Below are 23,562 nucleotides of genomic sequence, written 5' to 3' on the forward strand. Positions count from 1 at the left end.
AAGCGATGACGTCGGCCGGGCGCGTTGACAGTCGATGCTATGCAATGGCGTGACATCGGGCTGGAGGGAGTGATCATGATCCGTTCGTCGATTGCGCGGCCGCGCATCCTGCTGATCCTTTTCTCGCTTGGGCTCGCGCCGCTGTTGCCGGCCTGCACGACCGATCCGGCATCCGGCAACGAGATTGCTTCGGCCAGCGAGGACGGGCTGCGGGCGTTCCGCTCCGAAGACGAACTTCGGGACTTTCTCGGACGTTTGCAACGCCAACGACGGGCCGAAGCCGATCTCTATGAAGAATCGATGGACGCGGAGGCGCATCCTATGCCCGCGCCGCCGCCCGTCGCGCAGGCGGGGCCGTCCGAAGATGCCGCCCCCGAAGAGGGTATCACCAACAACCAGACGGCCGGCGTCGATGAGGGCGGGATCGTCAAGTCGCGCGGCGATTTGCTGATCGTGCTGCGGCGCGGGCGGCTTTTCACCATCTCGACCGCGGGCGGAGAGATGCGCGCCATCGATTCGATCGACGCCTTCCCGCCCGGCGCTTCAGGCGGCTCATCCTGGTATGACGAGATGCTGGTGCGCGGCGACCGTGTCATCGTCATCGGCTACAGCTATCCGCGCGGCGGCACCGAGGTGAACCGCTTCCGCCTGTCCGCAGACGGCCAGCTGACCTTCGAGGACGCGCACCATCTGCGCTCGAACGATTATTACAGCGCCGACAATTACGCCTCGCGCCTGATCGGCGACGAGCTCATCTTCTACACGCCGCTCAACCTCTATTATGGCGGCGACGATCCGCTCGCCGCGCTGCCGGGCGTCAAGCGCTGGACGGGCGAGGGTCAGGAGAACTTCGAACGCATCGCCGGGCCGGGCCAGATCTTCATCGCCGGCGACCTGTTCGACGATCCCGATGACGGCGCGACGACGCTCCACAGCGTCACCCGCTGCAATGTGGCGAGCGAGAACTTCGATTGCACGGCGACCGGCGTGATCGCGGGCTGGTCGCGCGAATTCTACGTGTCGCAAAGCGCGGTCTATCTGTGGGTGGCGCGCGACAATACCGCCGATGCGAACGCGCAGCGCACGGCGCATATCTACCGCCTGCCGCTGGACGGCGATCGGCCCTCGGCGATCGGTGCGAGCGGGATGCCGATCGATCAGTTCTCCTTTCTCGAACAGCCGGACCAGGACCGCCTCAACATACTGGTCACCGGATCGAGCCATTCGCCCGCGATCGAAATTCCCCGCGGATCGAGCGGCGCGATCAGCTTGATCCAGGTGGCGCTTGCCGATTTCGGCGACGGCAGCACCGACGTCGCACCGGGCGATTATCGTACCTTCGGCGTGGTCGAGGGCGGCGCCTATGAGATGGAGAACCGCTATGTCGGCGACCATATCGTCTATGGCTATGGCCGGCTCTCCGCCTATGCCGGGGCAGGGCGGCCGCGCGTTTTCGCGGCGAGGCTCGATGGCGGCGACGCGACGCAGATCGACGTCGCCCATGGCGTCGATCGGATCGAGCAACTGGGCGCCGACGCCGTCGTGATCGGCAGTGGAACCGGCGACAAGCTCGGCTTCTCTGCCATCGCGCTCGATGGCACGCCGCGCATCGCCGACGTCTTCACCATGCCCGCCGCGGGCCAGGGCGAATCGCGCAGCCACGCCTATTTCTACCGGCCCGATGCCGGATCGCGCGGCGGCGCTTCGGGAACACTCGGCCTTCCCATCTCGCGCCGCGTCGAACCGCGTTTCCAGCAATTGCTCGGTTCCTCGGCGGCAATGCTGTTCCTGCGCCGCAACGACCGGCGCTTCAGCCTCGCCGGCACGCTCGATGCCCAAGTCGAAGGCGTGGTCGACGACAATTGCCAGGCAAGCTGCGTCGACTGGTACGGCAATGCGCGGCCGATCTTCCTCGGCAATCGCATCTTCGCGCTGCTCGGCTACGAACTCGTCGAGGGACGGATGCGGGACGGGCAGATCGGCGAGATCGGCCGGCTCGACTATGCGCCGCGCATGGCCTCCGTGCGGGATGCGGAGGCGTCTCCGGGAGATTGACGAAAGCCGCGAGAACGGACCATAAAGCGCCATTGGGGGGAGGGGCATGATGACGGGATCGACAGCGCGCCGCCGGCGTTGGGACGGACAATGGCTGCTGATACTGGCGGTGCTTCTGCTGCTCGGCCTCATCGGATTGCCCGGCACGGCATACGGATTCCAGCCTGACGGCGCCGCCGCGCAGCGCGGCACGAGCGAGGGGCTCCGATCGTTTCGCAACGACGAGGAACTGCTGCGCTTCGTGCGGCGGATGAGCCGCGAATATGACCGGCGGCCGCCGCCGCCTCCGCCACCGCCCCCTCCGCCACCACCACCGCCTGCGCCCCCTCCGCCGCCGCCTCCGGGCCAGGCAGCGACGACGCCCGCCACCGTTGCGCCCACGGGCGCGGCGGGTGACGAAAGCATCACCAACAACCAGACCGCCGGCGTCGATGAGGGCGGCATCGTCAAGAATCGCGGCGACCTGCTGATCGTTCTGCGGCGCGGACGGCTGTTCACCGTGTCGACGGCGGGCGGCGAAATGCGCGCGATCGATTCGATCGACGCCTATCCGCCTGATACCGATGGCAGCCGGTCCTGGTATGATGAGATGCTGATCGCGGGAGATCGGGTCATCGTGATCGGCTACAGCTATGGCCGCGGCGGCACCGAGGTGAACCGCTTCCGGCTGTCCGAAGACGGGCATCTGACGTTCGAGGACGCGCACCACTTGCGGTCGAACGACTATTATTCATCCGACAATTACGCATCTCGCCTGATCGGCAACCGCCTGATCTTCTACACCCCGCTCGAGATCGGCTATGGCAGCGACACGCTCGACTGGCTGCCGGGGGTCAAGCGCTGGAACGGCGACGAGACCGACCGGGCTTTCGAGCGGATCGCCGGCCCGCGCCAGATCTTCTTCACGCGCGACGTGTTCGACGGACGATTGGGCTATGAAGGCGCATCGACGCTGCACAGCATCACGACCTGCGACGTCGCGTCGGCCGATTTCGATTGTTCGGCCGTCGGTGTGATCGCGGGCTATTCGCGCGAATTCTATGTCTCGGGCGGTGCCGTCTATCTCTGGGTCAACGACGAGGACGATTATTATGGCGACGATGACGACAATCGCCGCCAGCGCTTCTCGCATCTCTACCGCATGCCGCTCGACGGGAGCCGTCCCGGCGCGATCGGGACGCGCGGCGCGCCGTTCGACCAGTTCTCGTTCCGCGAGGACCCGGCCGACGGTTTCATCAACGTTCTCGTCCGCGCCGGATGGGACAGCGATGCGATGTGGGAGCCGGAGGCGCCCTATGGCACGGTGAGCCTGATCCGGTTGCCGCTGAGCGAATTCGGCGACGGGTCGGATGAGGTGCGCCAGCGTTACTATCGCCATCTCGGGCGGCCCGAACAGAGTAGCTACCAGTTCCAGAACCGCTATGTCGGCCGGCACCTCGTATACGGCCATGGCGGGCTCGTTCGGAACGGGGACGAGCGGTTTCCGCCGATGGCCCATGCCGTGCCGCTGGACGGCGGAGAGATCGCATCGTTCACGCTCGACCATGAGCCGCAGCGGATCGAGATTCTCGGTTCCGACGCCGTCATCATCGGCAATGGCGATGGCGAATATGACGGGCTGAACTTCACCTCGATCGCGCTGACCCAAGCGACGCCGCATATCGCCGACAGCTATCTGATGCCGAACGCGGCGCAGGGCGAACGCCGCAGCCACGCCTATTTCTACCGGCCCGATCCAGGATCGCCCGAGGGCGTTTCGGGCACGCTCGGTCTGCCGATCGCGCGCGCCGTGCCCTATGAATTCGCGCGGCTGCTCGGCAGCGCCGCCGCGATGCTCTATCTGCGACGCGACGACCGGCAATTCTCCAACGCCGGCGAACTCGCGGCGCAGGTGGAAGGCGCGATCGACGACGATTGCGTCGCCTCGTGCACCGACTGGTACGGCAATGCCCGGCCGATCTTCCTCGGCGAACGCATCTTCGCATTGCTCGGTTACGAGCTCGTCGAAGGGCGGATGGCCGATGGCCGGATCAGCGAGATTGGCCGGCTCGACTATGCGCCGCGCTCCGACCAGTCCGAGCGCGGCGAGTAAGTCGGCCCTGAAGCTCCGTCGCTATGCCTTGGCGAGATTCCGTAGCACATAATGGAGGATGCCGCCGTTGCGGAAATACTCCATCTCGTTCGCGGTATCGATGCGGCAGAGCGTTTCGAACGTTTCGGTCGAACCATCGGCGCGGGTCATGGTGACGGTCACGTCCTGACGCGGCGAGAGATCGGCGACGCCGGTGATGGTGAACTGCTCGGTCCCGTCCATGCCCAGCGTCTCGCGGCTCAGCCCCTCGGCGAACTGCAGCGGCAGCACGCCCATGCCGACAAGGTTCGAACGGTGAATGCGCTCATAGCTCTCGGCGATCACGGTCTTCACGCCCAGCAGGATCGTGCCCTTCGCCGCCCAGTCGCGCGACGAGCCGGTGCCGTATTCCTTGCCGGCGATGACGACGAGCGGGGTGCCCTCTTCCTTGTACTTCATCGCGGCATCGTAGATCGGCATCATTTCGCCCGAGGGAATGTGCTTGGTCATCCCGCCTTCGACGCCGTCGAGCATCTGGTTCTTGATGCGGATATTGGCGAAGGTGCCGCGCATCATGACCTGGTGATTGCCGCGGCGTGAGCCGTAGGAATTGAAGTCGGCCTTCGAAACCTGCCGGTCTTTCAGATACGTACCGGCTGGCGAGTCTTCCTTGATCGCGCCGGCGGGGCTGATGTGGTCGGTCGTGATCGAGTCGGCGAACAGCGCCAGCGGGCGGGCGTCGCGGATATCGGTCAGCGGCGCCGGCTCCATCTCCATGCCTTCGAAGTAAGGCGGGTTCTGCACATAGGTGCTGCCCGAGCGCCAGCGATAGGTCGCCGACGGCTCGACATCGATGGCGCGCCACTTTTCGTCGCCCTTGTACACATCGGCGTAGCGCGTCTTGAACATCTCGGCGCCGACGAACTCCTCGATCGTCCGTCGCACCTCGTCGTTCGACGGCCACACATCGGCCAGGAACACGTCCTCGCCGTCCGATCCCTGCCCCAACGGCGTCTGCGTGATATCCTCGGTCACCGTCCCCTTCAGCGCATAGGCCACGACGAGCGGCGGCGAGGCGAGGAAGTTGGCGCGCACATCCTGGCTCACCCGCCCCTCGAAATTCCGGTTCCCCGACAGCACCGAGGCGGCGACGAGATCGTTCTCGTTGACCGCCTTGGAGATCGGCGCGGCGAGCGGGCCGGAGTTGCCGATACAGGTCGTGCAGCCATAGCCGACCAGATCGAAGCCCATCGCGTTCAGATCCTCGGTCAGCCCCGCCTTGTCGAGATAATCGGTCACCACCTGCGATCCCGGCGCCAGCGAGGTCTTCACCCACGGCTTCACGCTCAGCCCCTTTTCGCGGGCCTTGCGGGCGACGAGGCCGGCGGCGGCCATCACGGCGGGGTTGGAGGTGTTGGTGCAGCTCGTGATCGCCGCGATCACGACATCGCCATCGCCGATATCATGGTCGCGCCCCTCGACATCGACGCGCTTCGCTGCCTCGCGCCCGTAGACGCTGGCAAGATCGCGCGCGAACAGCTCGTCGACGCCGGTCAGCGCCACCTTGTCCTGCGGCCGCTTCGGCCCGGCAAGGCTCGGCACGACGGATCCCATGTCGAGCTCCAGCGTGTCGGTGAACAGCGGATCGGCCTCGGCCGGGTCGTGCCACAGCCCCTGGGCGCGGCAATAATCCTCGGTGAGCGCGATCTGCCACTCGTCGCGGCCCGTGAGCCGCATATAATCGAGCGTCTTTTCATCGATCGGGAAGAAGCCGCAGGTCGCGCCATACTCGGGCGCCATGTTCGCGATCGTCGCGCGATCGGCAAGGCTCAGGCTGTGCAGCCCGTCGCCGAAGAATTCGACGAACCGGCCGACCACGCCATGCGCGCGCAGCATCTGCGTCACCGTCAACACCAGGTCGGTCGCGGTGATGCCCTCGGCCATCGCGCCGGTCAGCTTGAAACCGACGACTTCGGGGATGAGCATGGAGACGGGCTGGCCCAGCATCGCCGCCTCGGCCTCGATCCCGCCGACGCCCCAGCCGAGCACGCCGAGGCCGTTGACCATCGTCGTATGGCTGTCGGTGCCGACCAGCGTATCGGGATAGGCGACCATCTTGCCGTCCGCGTCTTCGCTGCTCCATACGCCGCGCGCGAGGTTTTCGAGGTTCACCTGGTGGCAGATGCCGGTGCCGGGCGGCACGACCTTGAAGTTATCGAACGCGCCCGCGCCCCATTTCAGGAACTCGTAGCGTTCCATGTTGCGCTGATATTCGAGGGCCACATTCTCCTCGAACGCCTGCGGCGTGCCGAATTCGTCGACCATGACGCTGTGATCGATGACGAGATGGACGGGCACCTGCGGATTGATCTTCTCCGCATCGCCGCCCAGCGCCACGATGCCGTCGCGCATCGCGGCAAGATCGACGACGGCGGGAACACCGGTGAAATCCTGCATCAGCACGCGCGCCGGGCGATACTGGATCTCGCGGCTGATCCGCCGCTCCTTCAGCCAGTCCGCGCACGCCTGCAGATCGTCCCCGGTGACGGTATTCCCGTCCTCGAAGCGCAGCAGGTTTTCGAGCAGCACCTTCATCGAGAAAGGCAGCCGCGACACATCGCCCAGCTTCTCCGCCGCCTTGGCGAGCGAATAATAATGGACCTCGCGTCCTTCGACCGAGAGCGTGGAGCGGATGGAAAGCGTGTCGTGGCCGGTGGCTGTCATGATACCTCGTCGTCAAGTGATACTTGACGCCGGAGGAGAGACGCTACGGGGCTTCTCCGACGCAAGCGTGGTTGAGAGTCGAGGCGGGGTTTAGCGCAGGGCGCGGGGCGGGGGAAGGTATGTTCCGACGTCTAGGCGCTCGAGGAGGATGCTCGGCGGAATAGTGTCGCTTGACGACGCATCATATCGCGCTCAATGCATAGGCTATCAATCCAATATGATAGGGTGACTTATGGCCGACGAACTCCCTATGGCAGCACCAACGGAAGAAAAGTCCCGGTTGATTGGCCACGTTGAGAAGCTAATTGAAGATAGACGACGTGCTGGAAATTCAGTTTATTATCTCAGCACTCTTGGACAAGATTTAGCAGAAAGTAAATCACGAATAGAGAGCGTTTTTAACAAGAGAATATTGGATTTTGTTAAAGACGAGATTAAGTGCGAAGTGGTTTCGTTCGGAAAAAACAATAATGTTTATGCTATAAATTTAAATCCCGGGGAAGTTGCTCGGCCTGTTAAGCCCAAACCAAGATATAAACCGGAGTTTTGGAGAGCATTTTTTTCTTCAGATGATCCACAAGAAACCCGATATATCAGTCTAGACACATTATATTTTTCTAAAAATCGCGACGAAATCAGAGGAAAAGCCGACAGAATTCGCAGCATTGATCCAAAATTTTTTGCCGATCATGGTAGCGAAGACCCAGTTGCCGACACCATTGATAAGATCGAAAGATGGTTGGGCGACGAAGGTCTCGATCAAAGTGATCTAGTTAGAAAGAGCGAAGAAAGTAAATCCCGCTCAAGTTTGCTTGATGAAATTTTAAGCCGGCTATCGTATGAACAGAAGAAAAAAGTTACTTTTTCGCTAGATGTGATCGAGGCCCTTCATAGGCATTGAGCTATGAAAAATTTGGTAGCGCTATGTGGATTTGAAGCGCAGGTCGTAAATGAGATACGCCGGCGAAGCTCCAAACGATTTGCTGGGAAAAATTCTTTTCCGCTAATCATATTGGAAAATGAGGATCCCTACGCGTATTCGGAAAAGTATATTTCAAATGTTCATAGTCAGATGTGTCGAAAAATATCTGGCCACAAAATTTTGGATAAAATTAGAATATTAGCGGTTTTTGTCGATTATCGAAATGCCGATACTGAGCGCTTGGTGAAAAGCTTTTTTCCGTTCGCTATGCTTGCCCCTGTCCGATATTTCGATCCAGTTTCCAATGCAAAATTTGAAGAGCGGAGGAAATTGGTCGAGTATGTTAATATGCTGGAAACTTCGACCAACCGCGGCTTAAAGAAATGTGGTCAGGTCGAAGATTATTTTGCGGGGAAAAGGTTTTGCAATCTTTTTTTACCAATTCGTAATTTTAGATCGAAAGTTCTGTGTGATATCATTGATCGAATTCAATCCGATGCCGCTAATTCCAATGATATTTATGATCTTCTGCAAAAAGGGGATAAAGAGCTAAATAGCGCGTATCCGCGCTTGAAAGATCAAGGAAAGCCCTCAGTAAAGGATGAACGGAGGTTGATATTTAGCTCGCCGGGAAATGATCGGCACGGGATGGCTGACCGTTTGGTAAAGCCTCACAATCCTATCTGCCTTCTTTCGGCAAGAGCTAGGTTTGGCGGGGGGTTGGACCCCCTGTTTCATTTCGATTGCACCCCGGAACGAGGCGGTTTACCGGATACATTCCCAAATTGTCACGACAGGCCAACACGACCTAAAAGCGAAAAGCACGTGAATATCGCGGCAAATGATTACGTTAGATAACATAAGGGCGAGCTACTAGTTATGTAGCTCGCCCTGGAATGTCGTACTTGCTTCTAAAGCATCACGAACAATATGGTCAATCATTTTCAAAATGATGATCATATGTTCTCACACCTACCTTCGACATCTGATCACGCTAACCTCACCCGGCCGAGCTAAGCTAGCGTTTAACCAGAAGCCGCGCGAACCAAAATACCGCAAGAAAAATATTTTGGCTCTCGACTGGCCTTATGCCTCATACGCATAGCGATGAGACGCCGGCTCGTGCGTTGCTCTCGTCGATATAAGCATACTGATTGAAAGTTACAAATTGTTTGTTCCGGATAGATTCTGTGTCCAGACTCTACCGGGAATCCCTAGGGCAAGATATCAATCGCAGTCAGGCTGATGCCGCCGTTGCCATAACAGCTTAGAGCTTTGATCCTATAATCGCTTCTCACCCAAACAACGGCAGCATCGCCCGCCCCGCCCGGTCATATTCCTCGGCGTCGCGCAGGACCGTGTAGCGGCCGAGCTGGCGCATCACGGCATAGGCGATCACGTCCTGCGCCCATTTCCTGTCGAACTTGCGGCTCGCGGTGACGCGGGAGAGGTACATCGATCGCGTCACCTGCAGCGCGATGCGGATCGCGCGCTCCAGCTCCTCCTCGCTCACCGGTACCAGCCCCTCGGCGCGCTTGACCGATAGGGAGGTCGGGCGCATCATCGGCGCATGACGATCAATGGCCATCCCCGCATCGCCGTCGACCCTGCCGTATGCGGCGGGCGGCCTACGGTGGCGGGGACGCGGGTGCGGGTGTCGGACGTGCTCGAAATGCTCGCCGGCGGGGCGTCGCGCGAGGAGATCGTCGCCGATTATCCCTATCTGAAGGCCGAGGATATCGCCGCCTGCCTCGCCTATGCCGCCGACGCGGCCGGCCATCCCGTCGTCATCGCGGCGGAATGAAGTTCCTCATCGACGCGCAATTGCCCCCGGGCCTTGCCGGCTGGCTGGAGGCACGCGGGCATGACGCCGAGCATGTGTTCGCCATTCTACCCGGCGCCGCGCCCGATGCCGCCATCGCCGAACGCGCTGAGGCGAGCGGCGCGATCCTGATCAGCAAGGACGAGGATTTCCTGATGCTGAGGCGGCCGGACCGGTTCGCGCTGCTCTGGCTACGCTGCGGCAACACGACCAACCGCGCGCTCGGCGCATGGCTGGACCAGCGCTGGCCTGAGGTGGAAAGGCTGCTGGGCGAAGGAGAGCGTTTCATCGAGCTGCGATAGATTGCGCTCCTAGCCTTTCGGCGCGGCCCGGGTGCTCTGCCGCCGAACAAAGCAGCATCTTTTGACTGTCCTACTTCCGCCGCGGCGATCTACGGTACCGCCCGGTGGCGCTGCGCCGCCATGGTCGGCAGGCGCGCCGTCGAGGTGTTGGAGGAGGAGAGAGCGGGGCGCGCGCAAGGCGCTCCTGTGTCAAGCATGTGTAAAGCAGGTGTGAAGTTAGGCGCTTTCGAGAGGCGAAGGGCGGGATGTCGCGGCGATGGCGATGGGGAGAAAGGCTGGCGATGACGGGTAGTTGCACATCCCGCAAGCCGGCCGCCCTTGCGCGCGTGGAGGGGGGACCTGTGCGACTTCTCATGCCGGTCCGCTCGGTTCGTCGATGCTGGCGGGCGGTGCGGCGCGGCGGGATTCGGTTCGTCGATATTGCGCCGCCGCCGGTCGATCCATGGGTGGCGGAGCGGCGCAGAGGCGGGCAGAGCGAAGGCGTGACGCGGCGGGCATGCCCCCAAACTCCCGTAAGAAACCCGCCGCGTCACAACATAAAGGCGGACCGGTTCGCGATAATGACGAGCCGGCCGACCAAGGTTCAGGAAGGTCCATAAACATGCACAAGGCCGTGTCGACGCGGCTGCAGGTCGCGCTCGCCGTCGGCACGATGGCGGCAACCTGCAGCTGGCTCGCCCTCCCCGCCGATAGTGGCGAACCCGCCCGCATCGGCTCTCCCGCTGCCGTCTCCGAAAACGCGCCGCGCGCCTCCGCCCGCGCCCGGATCGTGCAGGGCGGCTGCCTCACCCCTGTCGACCGCCCCGGCGGCTGCGGCCTGCGGCGTGGCTGAACCGGTCAAATCGGCGGGCGGCAACGCCAAGCCCGTCCCGCCCGCCGCCGGGATTTTCGGGATGCGCAGGGGCTGGAGCGGCATTCGACCGCCAGCGAAAGCCTGACGGATAACACCCAACCTTCCATATTCGCCCCATTCCCCCTACATCGCGCGCCATGAGTGCATCCGCCGCCCCCATGTCGCGCCCCGGCGCCGACAATGCCGTCACCGTTCCGCGCGATCGCGCGCCTCGGGCGGACGGGAAGGTCGCGCTCGTCGGGCTGACCCGGGCGGAGATCCGGGAGGCGCTCGAGGGCATCGGCCTCGATCCGCGCCAGGCGAAGATGCGGACCAAGCAGCTCTGGCATCAGCTCTATCATCGCGGCGCGCGCGATTTCGACAGCATGAGCGAGATCGCCAAGCCGCACCGCGCGCTCTTCGCCGAGCATTTCGTCGTCGGCCGGCCCGAGATCGTCGAACATCTCGTCTCCGAGGACGGCACGCGCAAATGGCTGCTCCGGACCGATGACGGTCATGACTACGAGATGGTCTTCATCCCCGATGCCGATCGCGGGACGCTGTGTATTTCGAGCCAGGTCGGCTGCACGCTCAATTGCCGATTCTGCCACACCGGGACGATGCGGCTCGTCCGCAACCTCGTGCCGCAGGAGATTGTCGGCCAGGTGATGCTGGCGCGCGACACGCTCGACGAATGGCCCAAGCCCGGCGTGTCGAGCAACTACGATCCCGAAGGCCGGATGCTGACGAACATCGTGCTGATGGGGATGGGCGAGCCGCTCTACAATTTCGATCACGTCCGCGACGCGATGGCGATCGTGCGCGACGAAGAGGGGTTGGGCCTGTCCCGCCGCCGGATCACGCTGTCGACCTCGGGCGTCGTTCCGGCGATGAAGCGCGCGGGCGAGGAGATCAATGTCAACCTCGCCGTCTCGCTCCATGCCGTGACCAAAGAGGTGCGCGACGAGATCGTGCCGCTCAACCGCAAATACGGGATCGAGGAGCTGCTGCAGGCCTGCGCCGATTATCCCGGTGTCAACAATGCCCGCCGGATCACGTTCGAATATGTCATGCTGAAAGACAAGAACGACAGCGACGAAGACGCGCAGGAGCTGATCCGGCTGATCCGCAAGTACAAGCTCCCCGCCAAGGTGAACCTCATTCCCTTCAACCCCTGGCCCGGCGCGCCCTATGAATGCTCGACGCCCGAACGGATCGAGGCGTTTTCCTCGCAGATCTTCGATGCCGGGATCAGCGCCCCCGTCCGCACGCCAAGAGGGCGGGACATCATGGCGGCGTGCGGACAGCTCAAATCGGCGGCGGAAAAGAAGTCGCGCGCCGAGCTCGATCGGCTGGCCGAAGAGAAGCAGGCGGCTCTTTAGGCGATGCCGTCGCGCAGTAGGCGAATATATCCTCTCAGTGCTCCCGCCCTCCGACGCCGCCTGCGGCGTCGCTCAGGATAAACTTCGCCCTAATTTGCGAAAGGCCCCTGACGAGTGGTTTCTCAGTCTGGCCTCAGCCCAGAAGCCCTGGCGACGAACAGTCGCCGGTCAATCCATCGGCCTATATCGAAATTTTCTGCATCCTAGGATTTCAAGAGCCGTAGCACCTCTTCTCGACTTCGTTCGTCTTCAAGGAAAACGCCCATCATCTGGCTGGTCGTCATGATGACGCCAGGAGTGCTCACGCCTCGCGCGGTCATGCAAGAGTGGCTCGCTTCGATCACAACCGCCACGCCTTGCGGCTTGAGGTTGTCCCAGATGCATTGCGCAACTTCGGCGGTCAGCCGCTCCTGCACCTGCAAGCGGCGGGAAAAGCCGTGGAGCGCCCGCGCCAGCTTCGAAATGCCGGCGACATGATCGGTCGGCAGATAGGCGATCGCGGGCTTGCCGATGATCGGCGCCATATGATGATCGCAGTGCGACTGGAACGGGATCTCCTTGAGCAGCACGATCTCGTCATATCCGCCCACTTCCTCGAACGTGCGGGAGAGATGCACCGCCGGATCCTCGCCATAGCCGAGGCAATATTCTTTCCAGGCTCGCGCCACCCGCTTGGGTGTGTCGAGCAGACCCTCACGCGTCGGATCGTCCCCGGCCCAGCGGATCAGAGTTCGGATGGCGTCCTGGACGTCATCGGGGACCGGCGGCTTCGCCAGTCCGGCCCGGTTGTTGAAATCGTCTTCGTCGCGGCCGACCAGGCTGCTCATGCTTATCTCCCTCGCGAGCGGCGTCTAAATATTCGTTCGTTCGCGCTCCACTCCCTTAATTGCCAGTATGCCGGATGCCGCTCATAATGCCGAGACCATGACCGTCCCGCTCATCCATTCCTTCTCGTCCGCGAAGCTGCCGCAAGCGGCGGAGACGTTGCGCGGTGAGATAAGGGATTTCCTTGCCGAACGCCTTGACGGCGTTTCCCCGCGCACGCGCGCCAAGACTTGGTCCGGTTTCGACCCGGACTTCAGCCGGAGTCTGGGCGCGCGGGGCTGGCTCGGGCTGACCTTGCCGCGCGAATATGGCGGCGGCGGTGCGGACGCCTTTTCGCGCTTCGTCCTGATGGAGGAATTGCTGGCGGCGGGCGCGCCCGTCGCGGCGCACTGGATCGGCGACCGGCAGAGCGCGCCGCTGCTGATGCGCTACGGGACGGAGGAGCAGCGCCGTTTCTACCTGCCGCGGATCTGCGCCGGCGAAATCGTCTTCTGCATCGGCATGAGCGAGCCCAATTCGGGTTCCGACCTCGCCAGTATCAGGACGCGCGCAACACAAGACGGCGATAGCTGGCGGCTCAACGGATCGAAGATCTGGACGACGTTCGGCCACAAGTCGGATTACATGATCGCGCTGGTACGGACATCGGGCTCGCCGGACGATCGTCAGGCCGGGCTTTCCCAGTTCATCATCGACCTCACGCTGCCGGGCATTTCCGTTCGCCCGATCGTCGACCTGTGCGGCGACGCACATTTCAGCGAAGTGTTCTTCGAGGATGTGCGATTGCCCGCCGATGCGCTCGTCGGCGAAGAAGGGCAGGGCTGGGCGCAGGTCAATGCCGAACTGGCGTTCGAACGCAGCGGCCCCGAACGCATCTATTCGAGCATGGTGCTGCTCGATCTGTGGGCATCGCATCTGGCGAACAGTCCCGAAAACCCATGTCATCAGGAACGGCTGGGCAAGCTGCTCGCGCGGCTGGCGATCGCCCGCGAAATGTCGATCGCACTGGCGGCAAAGCTCGCCAACGGGGAATCGCCGGTCAACGAGGCCGCGTTGCTGAAGGATCTGGGGACCGAGCTGGAACAGGCTATTCCCGTGGAAATCGCCGATGCCGTGGGATCGGATCCGGCGCCGGTCGATCCCGAACTGCTCGGTACGCTCGCTTATCTGATGCAGATCAGCGCGTCTTTTTCGCTACGCGGAGGGACGCGGGAAATATTGCGCGGCATGATCGCGCGGGGCCTGGGGTTGCGATAGCCATGGACGACGAACTGCTCGGACCCTTTGCGCGTCTGCTGACGGACCTGTCTCCACCGGCCACGGTGCGCGGCGCGGAAAAAGATGGATCGGCGCCGGAATTGTGGGCGGCTATCGGCGATTCCGGCTTTCTCGATGCGCTGGTGCCCGAAGACAGCGGCGGGGTCGGCCTTCTGCCGCAGAATATCGCCTCCCTCGTCATTGCGTGCGGCGAGCATCTGGTTCCGGTGCCGGTCGCCGAAACCATCGTCGCACGGGCACTGCTCGCGCGGCACGGTGCGGATGTGCCCGCCGATGCGCCGATTCTGCTCTGGCCCTTGTCCGAGGACGGTAAGTTGTCGTCGCCGGTCGCGCCTGTGTTCAGCGACGGCTGCCTTGCGCTGGTTCAGTCGGGCAACGGCATGACACTGGTCGAAGCGGCTCAAGGTGAGCGCGATGGTTTCGGCCTGCCGGCGGCGCTGATCTCTGCCGACGCTCCGCCGCTCGCCGCGTTCGAATCGGACATCGACCTTCTGACCTGGGCCGCCGCGATCACGTCCGCCCATATGGCGGGGGCGATGAACCGCGTTCTCGCCATGTCGATCGCCCATGCTTCCGAACGCAATCAGTTCGGCCGCCCGCTGTCGAAATTCCAGGCCATCCAGCACCATCTGGCGGTGATGGCGGAACGGGTGGCGGCCTCCAATGCGGCGGCGCATTTCGTTTTCGCCAGCGAGCGACTGGCGCTCAACCCGTGGCGCGCGGCGGCGGCGAAATGCATGGTCAATCAGGCGGCGCCCGATTGCTGCGGGCTCGCCCATGCCGTGCATGGCGCGATAGGAATCAGCGAGGAGCATGACTTGCAACTCCACACCCGGCGCATCAAGCGCTGGCAGTTGAGCTTCGGTTCGGAAGCCTATTGGGCACGGCGCGTTGCCGCTTCCTGGCGGGAACAGGGCGGCGGCACGAGCATCGATAGGATCCGCCGGCAGATTCGGGGTGGCAGCGCGGATGGGTAGTCGAATGGGGAGCCGCCCGGGCGGTGGCCGAAGGAGCTTCGCATGAGCGATCTGGTAACCCGAACGACGCAAGACGGTATCGTCACGCTGGCACTGAACCAACCCGACACGCGCAACGCGATTTCCGAATTGCCGATGATCGACGCGATCGTCGGTGCGTTGCAGGATGCGGACGCCGATCCCGATACCCGCGTCATCATCCTGACCGGCGAGGGCAGCTGCTTCTCGTCGGGCGGTAATATCAAGAGCATCACGGCGCACGCTATGCGCTCTCGCCGAAAATGACCGAACCGCTCCCCCTTCGTGGAATTGGTGCCGCTGCTCACAAATTTGGCGGGTGAATAAGACTGCCGAATCACCTATCGGCTTTGGCCGGAGCGATGCCAAGGAGGATATGTTCCATGGTTTCTCAAGCCGCATTGCCGCGGCTGTTGCGCATCGGTGGTGGCGCTTCGGGCGAACTGGGCGCGATACTGGATTCACTCGGATTGTCGCGTCCGTTGATCGTGACTGACGATTTTCTGCTGAAAAGCGGCAAAGTGGAAATGTTGATCGACGGGTTGCGCCGCTCGGCTATCGAAGCGCGCGTCTTCGCCGATACCGTGCCCGAGCCTACGGCCGCCTCGATCGAGGCCGCGCTCGCATTCCAGCAGGAGGCCGACCATGATTGCGTCGTCGGGTTCGGCGGAGGGAGCCCGATCGACAGCGCGAAGGCGATTGCCGTGCTTGCCGTGCATGGAGGCCGGTGCGCGGACTACAAGGCACCGCATGTGCAAGATGCGGCAGGTCTGCCGATCATCGCCATCCCGACAACGGCGGGGACCGGTTCGGAAGCAACCCGTTTCACCATCGTCACCGATGAAACGACGGACGAGAAAATGTTGTGCGCTGGTTTGGCCTATCTGCCCGTCGCGGCATTGGTCGACTACGAACTGACGCTGACGATGCCGCCTCGCCTTACCGCAGACACCGGCATCGATGCGCTTACCCATGGCATCGAGGCCTATGTTTCGGCCAAGGCGAACCCGTTTTCCGATATCTTCGCTCTCTCCGCCATAAAGGCGATCGCGCCCAATTTGCGTCGTGTCTGGAACGACCCGGAGGATCGTGTTGCGCGCGAGGCGATGATGTTGGGCTCGATGCAGGCCGGCATCGCCTTTTCGAACGCTTCGGTTGCCCTTGTTCATGGCATGAGCCGGCCGATCGGTGCGCATTTTCACGTGCCGCACGGCCTTTCCAATGCCATGCTCCTGCCCACCGTCACGGCTTTTTCCGCTCCCGCCGCGCTTGCCCGATATGCACAATGCGCTCGTGCCATGGATATCGCCGGCGCTGATGAGGGCGAGCAGGGCGCAATCCGAAGATTGGTCGACGAGCTGGCCCGCATCAACGAAGAGCTCGAGGTGCCCTCGCCTCAAGCATTCGGCATTGATCCCGAACGTTGGTCGGCCCTCATACCTGTGATGGCGGAACAGGCATTGGCATCGGGTTCACCCGGCAACAATCCGATCGTGCCGACGGCCGAGCAGATCCAGGGTCTTTATCGTCAAGTGTGGAATCCCTGAGGCGGTCGCCATAATTGGGATAGCGCAACGTTATTCTGGGGCTCATTTCTAGCCCCCTTTAGATACTTATGACTGCTCATCTGCCCGTTCTTCTCTGACGGGTGAATTGGGGAGGGGCCATCCCTTCTTGGGGGGAATGATGGTTCCGGCCCTTCGTTCGTTCAATAGGTCAGATAGCTTGATAACATTGTTGTCGGCATTGACCTGCCCATCCCCAGGTTAAGTTAGAGTTCCGACGGTTGAGGTCGCCCTGCTGCGTGGCCTGGAGCGTAACGTAAGGCAGATCGGCAGGGCGAGGCAAGATCGTTTGTGGGGCTGGTAGCCGAACGAGCTGTGCGGGCGGAGCGAGTTGCAGTGGGCCCGCCAGCGGCTGATCAGTATGACCGCATCCTTGAGCGTATAGAAGATTTCCCCGTTCAGCAGCTCATCCCTGAGCGTGCCAATGCCGATTTCAAGTCGCCCAGCCACGGTTCATAAGCGCGCCAGTTCCCGACGCCGCTGCGATTGATGGGTCGGCGAACCTGTTCGGAGCTTGCGGTGCGGATCGCGTGTTCGGTTTTATGGAAATCGATGCAGGCCTGTTCGAAAGGCAGTTCAAGATAATCGAGCATGCGTCGGACTTGCCCCTCCAGATCGTCGAGCACGTTCTCATGCTGCACGCGCAGAATGCGGCCGGGAAGCACCTCGTCCCAATGTTCCATGAGGGCGACATAATCGGCATAATATTGCCCGACCTGTTCGAGTCCGTAGGTAAACTCCTGTCCTTCGGCGAAGAGCTGTTTGAAGCAGGAGAAACAGCAATCCATCGGATCGCGCCGGGCATCGATAATCTTTGCGTTTGGGAGGATCAGGTGGATGAGCCCGATATGCCGGAAATTGTTCGGCATCTTGTCGATGAACAAAGGCGCCCCTTGCCGGTGAATACGCGTACCTTCGATATATTCCTCGCCGAAAGTGCGAAGTTGATCTTCATCGAGATTGTGCAAATTTTGCGGGTAGGGCAACTTGTCTGACGCACGCTGGCGACCGCGCAAGCGTTGCGAGAGCGAGAGAATATTCGGCAGCTCGAGCGTGCCGTCGATCAGGCTGTGCGAAGCGAGGATCTGTTCGAGCAGCGTCGATCCGGCGCGCGGCAAGCCGACGATAAAAATCGGATCGGGCGCCGGGCACCCGTTGCCTGCCTGCTTGTCGAACAATTCGGCGGTGCAGATTTCGCGCTGCGCGGCGAACTCCCCGCTCATCTGGTCGGCATCGTAGCGGCTCTGGAGCCGCTTCAGATCGTTGCCGCGCTCATAGTAGCCGAACGACGCTTGATAGTGATTCCGATCCTCCAGCGCCTTGCCAAGTGCGAAGCAGATGTGAACGCGGTCCATGTGCGCCAGATCGCCGCGCGCCTCTTGCTCGCGCATCCGGTCGATCTCGGCTTCCTCGAAACGATAGGTCTTCAAATTGGCGAGAGCATACCAGGCATCGCCTTGATCGGGCTTCGCCGCACAGGCGGCACGGTAGGAGGAGACGGCCTCGTCCTGTCGCCCGAACGTTTTAAGCGCATGACCGCGCGAAGTCAGCGTCGCGGGATCGCCTGGCAGTTGTTTGAGAATGGCGTCGAACAATTCGAAGGCGCGATCATAATCGCCGACCTGCATCGATTCGATCGCAAGATGCGACTGGAAGATGGGATTATCCGGATCGCAATCGTAGAGCGCCTTCGCCTGGTCAAGCGCTTCGCCGAATTTTTGCCGCTTGCGAAGCACCTGGATATAATCGAGGCGAAGCTGGATGTTGTCGGGTTCGAAGGCGACCGCGCTCTCGATCAGAAATTCGGCATCTTCTAGCACGCCGAACCGCGAACCGATCTCGGCAAGCAGCCGCATCGCCTCCACGTCCCGAGGATGTTGCTTCAGATGTGCGCGGCAAGGATTTTCGGCCTTGAGTAGCTTTCCCTCATGCAAAAGATGCGTGACGGCCACGACGTCTTTGGGCAGCGACTTGAGCCGTTCCGCCTGCGCCACGGCCTCCGCCGCTTCGCCGGGCCGGCCCATGGCGGAGAGAAGATCGCCCTGGGCGCGCCAGCTGGCTTCGAGGGCCGGATTGAATCGTGTCGCGCGTTGAAATGCGGAGAGGGCGGCGTTGTCCTCGCCGACCGAACGGAGGAGATGACCCTCCTCCTGATGCACCCGGCCGAACTCGGGGCTGAGCGCCTTGATCGCGGCCAGTGTCCGCCGCGCATCATCTATGCGGCGCGCATAGCGTTCGCACACCGCGCGCATGTAAAGCGCCTCGATACTGTCGGGATCGGACTCCAGTGCCGGTTCGAGCAGCGCGATCGCGGCATCGGGGCGACCCGCGACGAGCTGTTGCCGCGCCGCGCTGATCGCATCCGTCGATGGGTCCTTGGACTGGCTCACCGGCCCTCAATAGGGAGATTGCGCGGGAATGGCGAACCGGCCGGTCCACCATTCAACACGCAAATAGCCTAGAAGCCGGCCGAGAAGCGCATACCGACAGTCAGCGGCCGGTTCACCGTCGTGCGCGCCCGGTCGTTGACGAAGGTCCCGCTGATTTCGGCCCGTTCGTTGGTCAGGTTGTCGGCAAACGCCTCGATCGACCAGTCGTCCGTCGCCACGCCGGCCGAAAGACCCAGCGTCGTCCAGCTGTCGAGCCGGTATTTGTTGATCTCGATGATGTCGGTGAACGAGGACGCCGAGTGCGTGATCTGCGGCATGATGTGAGCGGTAAAGCCCGGCGCGAAATCCCATTCGTACCGTAGGCGCATATTGCCTTGAAAGCCCGGGGCGAAGGCCAGCTCGCTTCCGACGAGCACGTCGTTCGTCGGCGTCAGCACGTCCGTGATCTCGGTGTCGAGGATCGAGAAGGCGCCGGCGATGGTGAGGCCCGTCAGCGAATAGGGCCGCCAGGCGATATCGCCCTCGATCCCCCAGATCTCCGCATCGGCCGCATTGTCGGAGAAGAACAGGTTGGTGATGCTCGGATCGAAGATCGTGGTCTGCAACCGCTCGATCTCGACATAGAAGATGCTGCCGTTGAACCGCAGGTCGCGATTGAACAGCTGCGTCTTCCAACCGAATTCGTAATTCGTCACGTCATCGGTATCGAGCGCGAACGGAACGGTGAATCCGCCAGGGCCCTGCGCGCCGCCGGGACGGTTGAGCAGGCCGGGGCGGAAACCTTCCGAATAGGTCGCATAGAACAGTAGATCGTCGGTCGGCGTCCATGTCGCGGTCGCCTTCAGGATCACGCCATTGGTGGTGGCGGCATCCGGTGCGTTGTTCAACGCCGCCACGACCTGTGCCGGCGTATTCGCGTCGATCGTATCGAGCGTATAGGTGATCTGGTTGGCAGGGTTGCACGAGCCGCGGAAGGTGATCTGGCCGTCGTCATTGTAAAGGTCGCTGATATCGGTGCCGAAGGCGTTGACGTCGGTGCCGTTCGGGCCTGACAAATTGCAGAAGGAGCTGTTGGCGCTGCCCTCCAGATCGACCTCCACGTCATAGTAGCGCGCACCCAGCGTCACCGCGAAGGTGTCCGGAACGATCTCTACCGTCGCCTCGCCGAAGATGCCGAACTGTTCATCTGTCCGCCGTACGTCGTTGCGGAAGATAACGCCGGCCGGGAACGGACCTGGGTCCGAGATCTAGCCCGTGGTGAACGGGAAGTTCGGCGCGAAGCCGATAACGCCCGGGCTGAACCCCTGCACGAATTGCGATCCCGTATAAGTGAAGTCGTTGCGCTCTTCCAGCGTCAAGTCGCTGTAGAAGCCGCCGATCTGCGCGCTGATCCAGTAATCGTCGGGTGTGCTGAAGCGCAGCTCCTGCGTGAACACCTCGGTATGGGTGTTCGACTGCACGAACAGGTTCGGCGCCTGGCAGGTGCCAGTCGGCTGGCCGCCCGGATAGCTGACCGAGCCGTCGCAGATATAATAGGGCAGATACTTGCCGACGAAGAGATAGTCGGAATAGTCGACCCGCTGATCGGCATCGCGCTCAGTATAGGCGCCCGAATAGACGAGATCGAGGAAACCGAGACGCCCTTCGAGCGTCCAGGCGGTGTTGTCGAAACGGTCATAGAGATTGTCTTCCTCGAAACGCTGGATCTCGTAATCGTCGAGTTCGGGATCGTCGAAGAACACGCCCTCGGTATCGAGCGTCTGGCGCATGTGTGAGACGGTCAACGACCAGAAATCGTTGAATTCGAGACGGCCGGTGAGGCGGAAGCCCGCATAGGTGGCATCGTTGAAATCATTCTCGACCAGATCGCCGACGCGTGCATTCTGGAAATTCACGAGCGACAGGTCCTGATTGGCCTGAAATCCCTGGCGCTGCGTGCTGACCGGAACGCCATTGTCGCGCACCGTGCCCGCGGGGCGGAAGCGCGCGCTTTCGAATGCATTGCGGCGGCCGGGCACATTATCGATATAACCGCCCTGATGGTCGAGGAAGGCGACGCCGCGAAACGCGAGAAAATCGGCGACGGGCACATTGACCATGACCTCGCCGCGCTGGCTCGGATCGCCGCCATCGGTGAACGATACTTCGCCCTGCACATTGGCTTCCCACACGCCCATGCGCGGCTTGTTGGTGATCAGCCGCACCGTACCGGCCTGCGATGACGCGCCGAACAGCGTGCCCTGCGGCCCCGAGAGGACTTCGATCCGCTCAAGGTCGGCGGCATAGACGTCGAGGTTGCGGCCCGGCTGCGAAAGCGGTTGCTCATCGAGATAGAGCGCGACGTTCGGCGCGAGACCGGCAACGCCGGCGGTGGTCAGATTGGGCGTCGTCGAGGCGAGACCGCGAATATAGATGGTGTTCTGGCCAGGGCCGCCGCCACCGGCGGTGACGCCGGGAAGCTGCTCGAGATAGTCTTCGAAAACGGTGACGCCGAGCTGGTCCAGCTCTTCCTCGCCAAGCGCCTGCACGGCGACCGGAACATCTTGCAAATTTTCGGTCCGGCGCGTCGCGGTGACGACGATGGTGTTGCCCTGCCGCGGTGCCGGCTGCGCGGCATCGCCGGTTTGCGACTGCGCGGCGGCCGGAGCGGAGACAACAGAATAGGTAAGGGCCAGCGCGGACGCGCTGGTCAACATGTTTCGCATTTAAGATTACCCCCCGGGGTCTAGTCAGCGGCGGCCCCTGTCAGGCCGCTCTCGTTTCGTTTTTAGGCGAATACGACGATGTGCAGGACATCGACGCTTAGTAGCGAGGCATTTCAAACAAGGCGCTTCGTCAAAGCCAACCCCCGCGTACCGATAGAGCGGTGGGCTCGCGATTGCCACGGCGATCGCTGATCTTCAGCCTGCTATTGGCGCGGTGTGGGACGGGCCGCGAATAGATCTTTGCGAGCACAGGGCAGGGTCGGCCGTTTGGGTTTCACATCCGCAAGCAGATTTTGAAGCCAATAACTTCAGACGTTGGAATTCGGGTCGTTAGCAGCATTCCCAATATCGCCGCCGAAGTCCGGCACGCCGCACAGAATCGGCCATACACAATTCAGAGCCGCAAGGGATGTCCACTACCTACCGCATCGCCCCGCCGGTGAACCGCTCGTACCGGCGGCGCAGATGGTGGCTGACGACCTGCCCCATCACCGCCTGCATCAGCCTCTGGCGCTCGGGAATGCCGACGCGCGTGGAGCCGATCAGCACGGCGACGGCATAGTTGCGGCCATCGGGCGTCGTGACGATGCCGACATCGTTATAGCCGGCCGTCATGCCGTTGAGATTCTGCCCGGTCCCGGTCTTGTGGCCGAACAGCCAGCCATCGGGCACGCCGCCGCGCAGCCGCTGCGGCCCGGTGCGCGAGGACCGCATTGTGTTGATCATCAGCGCCGTCGACTGCGGCGAGAGCAGTTCGCCGCGCACCAGCCGCGCCAGCGCCTCGACCATGCCGTTCGCCGTCGCGCCGTCGACGGGATCGGCGAGATAACGGTCCATCGCCGCCTGCCGCACGCTTTGCGACAGGTTGGCGCGGGCGCTGTAGAAAGCGCGGCCGGCATAGCGCTGCTGCCAGTCGAGCCCGGCGATGCCGCTCTGCAGCAGCCGTTCGCCCGGGCCGAAGCGCAGCCCCTGCAGATTGTTGCGGACGAAGAATTCGCGCACCGCCTCGGGCCCGCCGACATTCCACAGGATCCGGTCGTTGGCGAGATTGTCCGAGCGCGTCATCGCTTCGGTGAAGAGTTCGCGCAGCGTCGTCGTGAAGCCGCTATTCCCGACGCGCGCCAGCATCGGCTGGTGGAAGACGACCGTGTCCTCGGGGCCGACGCGGACCTGCCGATCGAGCGAAATCTGGCCGCGGTCGACGGCATCGAGCAAAGTCATCGCCACCCAGGTCTTCGAAACGCTCTGCTGCGGCTGATACTGGTCGCCGTTCCACGACACCGTCCAGCCGTCCTCGATATCGCGCACCGCGATGCCGACCCGGCCGTTGAACCCGCGGCCGAGCGCATCGATCGCCTGTTCGAGTTCGCGCGACGGACCGGCGGCCATTGTCGGCTGGGGTTGGGGTTGCGGTCGCGCTTCGGGCCGGTCGAGAAGCGGTCGCTGCGGCGGCGGGACGTTACTCACATAGTCTTGCGGCCGCGATTGCGGGATCGCCCCAGCACAGGCCGTCACCAGCAAGGAGACACAGGCCAGAACCAGAAACTGGCGCCACGCCGCGAACCGATCGAAAAGAATACGCATAACCACCCACCCCGAATTGAAGCGGTGACTATAACTCCCCTCGGCGCGCGGCGCAGTGAACGAAGTGTGGACGCGCCGCAATGCGTCGCACGCCAGAGTCGGTTCGTCGT

Annotated in this window: 19 protein-coding genes and 1 pseudogene; 12 read left to right on the top strand and 8 right to left on the bottom strand. The window is 62.4% G+C overall.

Features of this window, described 5'->3' with window-relative positions; translation table 11 throughout:
- The first annotated feature begins 75 nt into the window (after positions 1–75).
- Both Q0139_RS05420 and Q0139_RS05425 read left to right on the top strand, forming a co-directional pair.
- Positions 76–2,055, top strand: a complete 1,980-nt coding sequence (locus tag Q0139_RS05420; protein WP_298018611.1) for a beta-propeller domain-containing protein — start codon at positions 76–78, stop codon at positions 2,053–2,055.
- 49 nt (positions 2,056–2,104) lie between these two features.
- Positions 2,105–4,147 (top strand): beta-propeller domain-containing protein, encoded by a 2,043-nt coding sequence (locus Q0139_RS05425; RefSeq protein ID WP_298018613.1) that lies wholly within the window; start codon positions 2,105–2,107, stop codon positions 4,145–4,147.
- Positions 4,148–4,168: 21 nt separating this feature from the next.
- Here the strand turns inward: Q0139_RS05425 and acnA are convergent, their stop codons facing one another.
- Entirely contained in the window at positions 4,169–6,850 is a 2,682-nt protein-coding gene (acnA, locus tag Q0139_RS05430) for an aconitate hydratase AcnA (RefSeq protein WP_298018616.1), read from the bottom strand.
- Between the two features lie 232 nt (positions 6,851–7,082).
- On the opposite strand from acnA, the gene Q0139_RS05435 reads away from it, so the two are divergent.
- Together Q0139_RS05435 and Q0139_RS05440 are read left to right on the top strand one after the other, a co-directional pair.
- Positions 7,083–7,751 (top strand): hypothetical protein, encoded by a 669-nt coding sequence (locus tag Q0139_RS05435; protein ID WP_298018619.1) that lies wholly within the window; start codon positions 7,083–7,085, stop codon positions 7,749–7,751.
- Between the two features lie 3 nt (positions 7,752–7,754).
- Positions 7,755–8,630 (top strand): hypothetical protein, encoded by an 876-nt coding sequence (locus Q0139_RS05440; protein ID WP_298018622.1) that lies wholly within the window; start codon positions 7,755–7,757, stop codon positions 8,628–8,630.
- 436 nt (positions 8,631–9,066) lie between these two features.
- Here Q0139_RS05440 and Q0139_RS05445 read toward each other — a convergent pair whose 3' ends face one another.
- Positions 9,067–9,360: a hypothetical protein gene (locus Q0139_RS05445; protein WP_298018625.1), complete on the bottom strand. Its 294-nt coding sequence runs from the start codon at positions 9,358–9,360 to the stop codon at positions 9,067–9,069.
- Here Q0139_RS05445 and Q0139_RS05450 point away from each other — a divergent pair.
- The 4 genes from Q0139_RS05450 to rlmN all read left to right on the top strand — a co-directional run bounded on the left by Q0139_RS05450 (position 9,343) and on the right by rlmN (position 12,110).
- Complete coding sequence (locus tag Q0139_RS05450; RefSeq protein WP_298018628.1) at positions 9,343–9,576, top strand: DUF433 domain-containing protein; 234 nt, start codon at positions 9,343–9,345, stop codon at positions 9,574–9,576. The two genes, Q0139_RS05445 and Q0139_RS05450, sit on opposite strands and share 18 nt — an antisense overlap.
- Positions 9,573–9,896, top strand: coding sequence for a DUF5615 family PIN-like protein (locus tag Q0139_RS05455; protein WP_298018631.1), 324 nt, complete (start codon positions 9,573–9,575; stop codon positions 9,894–9,896). Before Q0139_RS05450 ends, Q0139_RS05455 begins: the two co-directional genes overlap by 4 nt.
- Before the next feature lie 601 nt (positions 9,897–10,497).
- A complete protein-coding gene (locus Q0139_RS05460; RefSeq protein WP_298018634.1) occupies positions 10,498–10,728 on the top strand; it encodes a hypothetical protein in 231 nt (76 codons plus the stop codon).
- Positions 10,729–10,886: 158 nt separating this feature from the next.
- The gene (gene rlmN, locus Q0139_RS05465; RefSeq protein ID WP_298018637.1) at positions 10,887–12,110 is read left to right on the top strand and encodes a 23S rRNA (adenine(2503)-C(2))-methyltransferase RlmN; all 1,224 of its coding nucleotides are present in this window, start codon (positions 10,887–10,889) and stop codon (positions 12,108–12,110) included.
- Between the two features lie 203 nt (positions 12,111–12,313).
- On the opposite strand, the gene folE is transcribed toward rlmN, so the two are convergent.
- Entirely contained in the window at positions 12,314–12,937 is a 624-nt protein-coding gene (gene folE, locus Q0139_RS05470) for a GTP cyclohydrolase I FolE (RefSeq protein ID WP_298018640.1), read from the bottom strand.
- Positions 12,938–13,034: 97 nt separating this feature from the next.
- Between folE and Q0139_RS05475 the strand changes: the two genes are divergently transcribed.
- From Q0139_RS05475 to Q0139_RS05490, 4 genes are all read left to right on the top strand, one after another.
- Positions 13,035–14,192 (top strand): acyl-CoA dehydrogenase family protein, encoded by a 1,158-nt coding sequence (locus tag Q0139_RS05475; RefSeq protein ID WP_298018643.1) that lies wholly within the window; start codon positions 13,035–13,037, stop codon positions 14,190–14,192.
- A 2-nt stretch (positions 14,193–14,194) separates the two neighbouring features.
- Complete coding sequence (locus tag Q0139_RS05480) at positions 14,195–15,190, top strand: acyl-CoA dehydrogenase family protein (RefSeq protein WP_298018646.1); 996 nt, start codon at positions 14,195–14,197, stop codon at positions 15,188–15,190.
- Between the two features lie 42 nt (positions 15,191–15,232).
- Entirely contained in the window at positions 15,233–15,475 is a 243-nt protein-coding gene (locus Q0139_RS05485) for an enoyl-CoA hydratase-related protein (RefSeq protein WP_298018649.1), read from the top strand.
- 83 nt (positions 15,476–15,558) lie between these two features.
- Entirely contained in the window at positions 15,559–16,755 is a 1,197-nt protein-coding gene (locus Q0139_RS05490) for an iron-containing alcohol dehydrogenase (protein WP_298018651.1), read from the top strand.
- A gap of 219 nt (positions 16,756–16,974) precedes the next feature.
- Here Q0139_RS05490 and Q0139_RS05495 read toward each other — a convergent pair.
- The 5 genes and pseudogenes from Q0139_RS05495 to Q0139_RS05515 form a co-directional block, all read right to left on the bottom strand.
- A pseudogene (locus Q0139_RS05495) lies at positions 16,975–17,190 on the bottom strand (integrase core domain-containing protein); the annotation flags it as partial.
- Complete coding sequence (locus Q0139_RS05500; protein WP_298018654.1) at positions 17,172–19,163, bottom strand: tetratricopeptide repeat-containing sulfotransferase family protein; 1,992 nt, start codon at positions 19,161–19,163, stop codon at positions 17,172–17,174. The pseudogene Q0139_RS05495 and the gene Q0139_RS05500, both read right to left, overlap by 19 nt.
- A 68-nt stretch (positions 19,164–19,231) precedes the next feature.
- Positions 19,232–20,410: a TonB-dependent receptor gene (locus Q0139_RS05505; RefSeq protein ID WP_367180731.1), complete on the bottom strand. Its 1,179-nt coding sequence runs from the start codon at positions 20,408–20,410 to the stop codon at positions 19,232–19,234.
- A complete protein-coding gene (locus tag Q0139_RS05510; protein ID WP_298018657.1) occupies positions 20,411–21,859 on the bottom strand; it encodes a TonB-dependent receptor plug domain-containing protein in 1,449 nt (482 codons plus the stop codon).
- Between the two features lie 429 nt (positions 21,860–22,288).
- A complete protein-coding gene (locus Q0139_RS05515; RefSeq protein ID WP_298018661.1) occupies positions 22,289–23,452 on the bottom strand; it encodes a serine hydrolase in 1,164 nt (387 codons plus the stop codon).
- Between the last annotated feature and the right edge of the window lie 110 nt (positions 23,453–23,562).

Origin of the sequence: uncultured Parasphingopyxis sp. (genome assembly GCF_937129435.1) — a bacterium.
Classification (GTDB): Bacteria; Pseudomonadota; Alphaproteobacteria; order Sphingomonadales; family Sphingomonadaceae; genus Parasphingopyxis.

Bases quoted from the DNA above. Each gene is read 5' to 3' on its own strand.
- Q0139_RS05420 (WP_298018611.1), top strand. From the start codon at position 76: ATGATCCGTTCGTCGATTGCGCGGCCGCGCATCCTGCTGATCCTTTTC.
- Q0139_RS05425 (WP_298018613.1), top strand. From the start codon at position 2,105: ATGACGGGATCGACAGCGCGCCGCCGGCGTTGGGACGGACAATGGCTG.
- acnA (WP_298018616.1), bottom strand. From the start codon at position 6,850: ATGACAGCCACCGGCCACGACACGCTTTCCATCCGCTCCACGCTCTCG.
- Q0139_RS05435 (WP_298018619.1), top strand. From the start codon at position 7,083: ATGGCCGACGAACTCCCTATGGCAGCACCAACGGAAGAAAAGTCCCGG.
- Q0139_RS05440 (WP_298018622.1), top strand. From the start codon at position 7,755: ATGAAAAATTTGGTAGCGCTATGTGGATTTGAAGCGCAGGTCGTAAAT.
- Q0139_RS05450 (WP_298018628.1), top strand. From the start codon at position 9,343: ATGACGATCAATGGCCATCCCCGCATCGCCGTCGACCCTGCCGTATGC.
- Q0139_RS05445 (WP_298018625.1), bottom strand. From the start codon at position 9,360: ATGGCCATTGATCGTCATGCGCCGATGATGCGCCCGACCTCCCTATCG.
- Q0139_RS05455 (WP_298018631.1), top strand. From the start codon at position 9,573: ATGAAGTTCCTCATCGACGCGCAATTGCCCCCGGGCCTTGCCGGCTGG.
- Q0139_RS05460 (WP_298018634.1), top strand. From the start codon at position 10,498: ATGCACAAGGCCGTGTCGACGCGGCTGCAGGTCGCGCTCGCCGTCGGC.
- rlmN (WP_298018637.1), top strand. From the start codon at position 10,887: ATGAGTGCATCCGCCGCCCCCATGTCGCGCCCCGGCGCCGACAATGCC.
- folE (WP_298018640.1), bottom strand. From the start codon at position 12,937: ATGAGCAGCCTGGTCGGCCGCGACGAAGACGATTTCAACAACCGGGCC.
- Q0139_RS05475 (WP_298018643.1), top strand. From the start codon at position 13,035: ATGACCGTCCCGCTCATCCATTCCTTCTCGTCCGCGAAGCTGCCGCAA.
- Q0139_RS05480 (WP_298018646.1), top strand. From the start codon at position 14,195: ATGGACGACGAACTGCTCGGACCCTTTGCGCGTCTGCTGACGGACCTG.
- Q0139_RS05485 (WP_298018649.1), top strand. From the start codon at position 15,233: ATGAGCGATCTGGTAACCCGAACGACGCAAGACGGTATCGTCACGCTG.
- Q0139_RS05510 (WP_298018657.1), bottom strand. From the start codon at position 21,859: ATGTTGACCAGCGCGTCCGCGCTGGCCCTTACCTATTCTGTTGTCTCC.
- Q0139_RS05515 (WP_298018661.1), bottom strand. From the start codon at position 23,452: ATGCGTATTCTTTTCGATCGGTTCGCGGCGTGGCGCCAGTTTCTGGTT.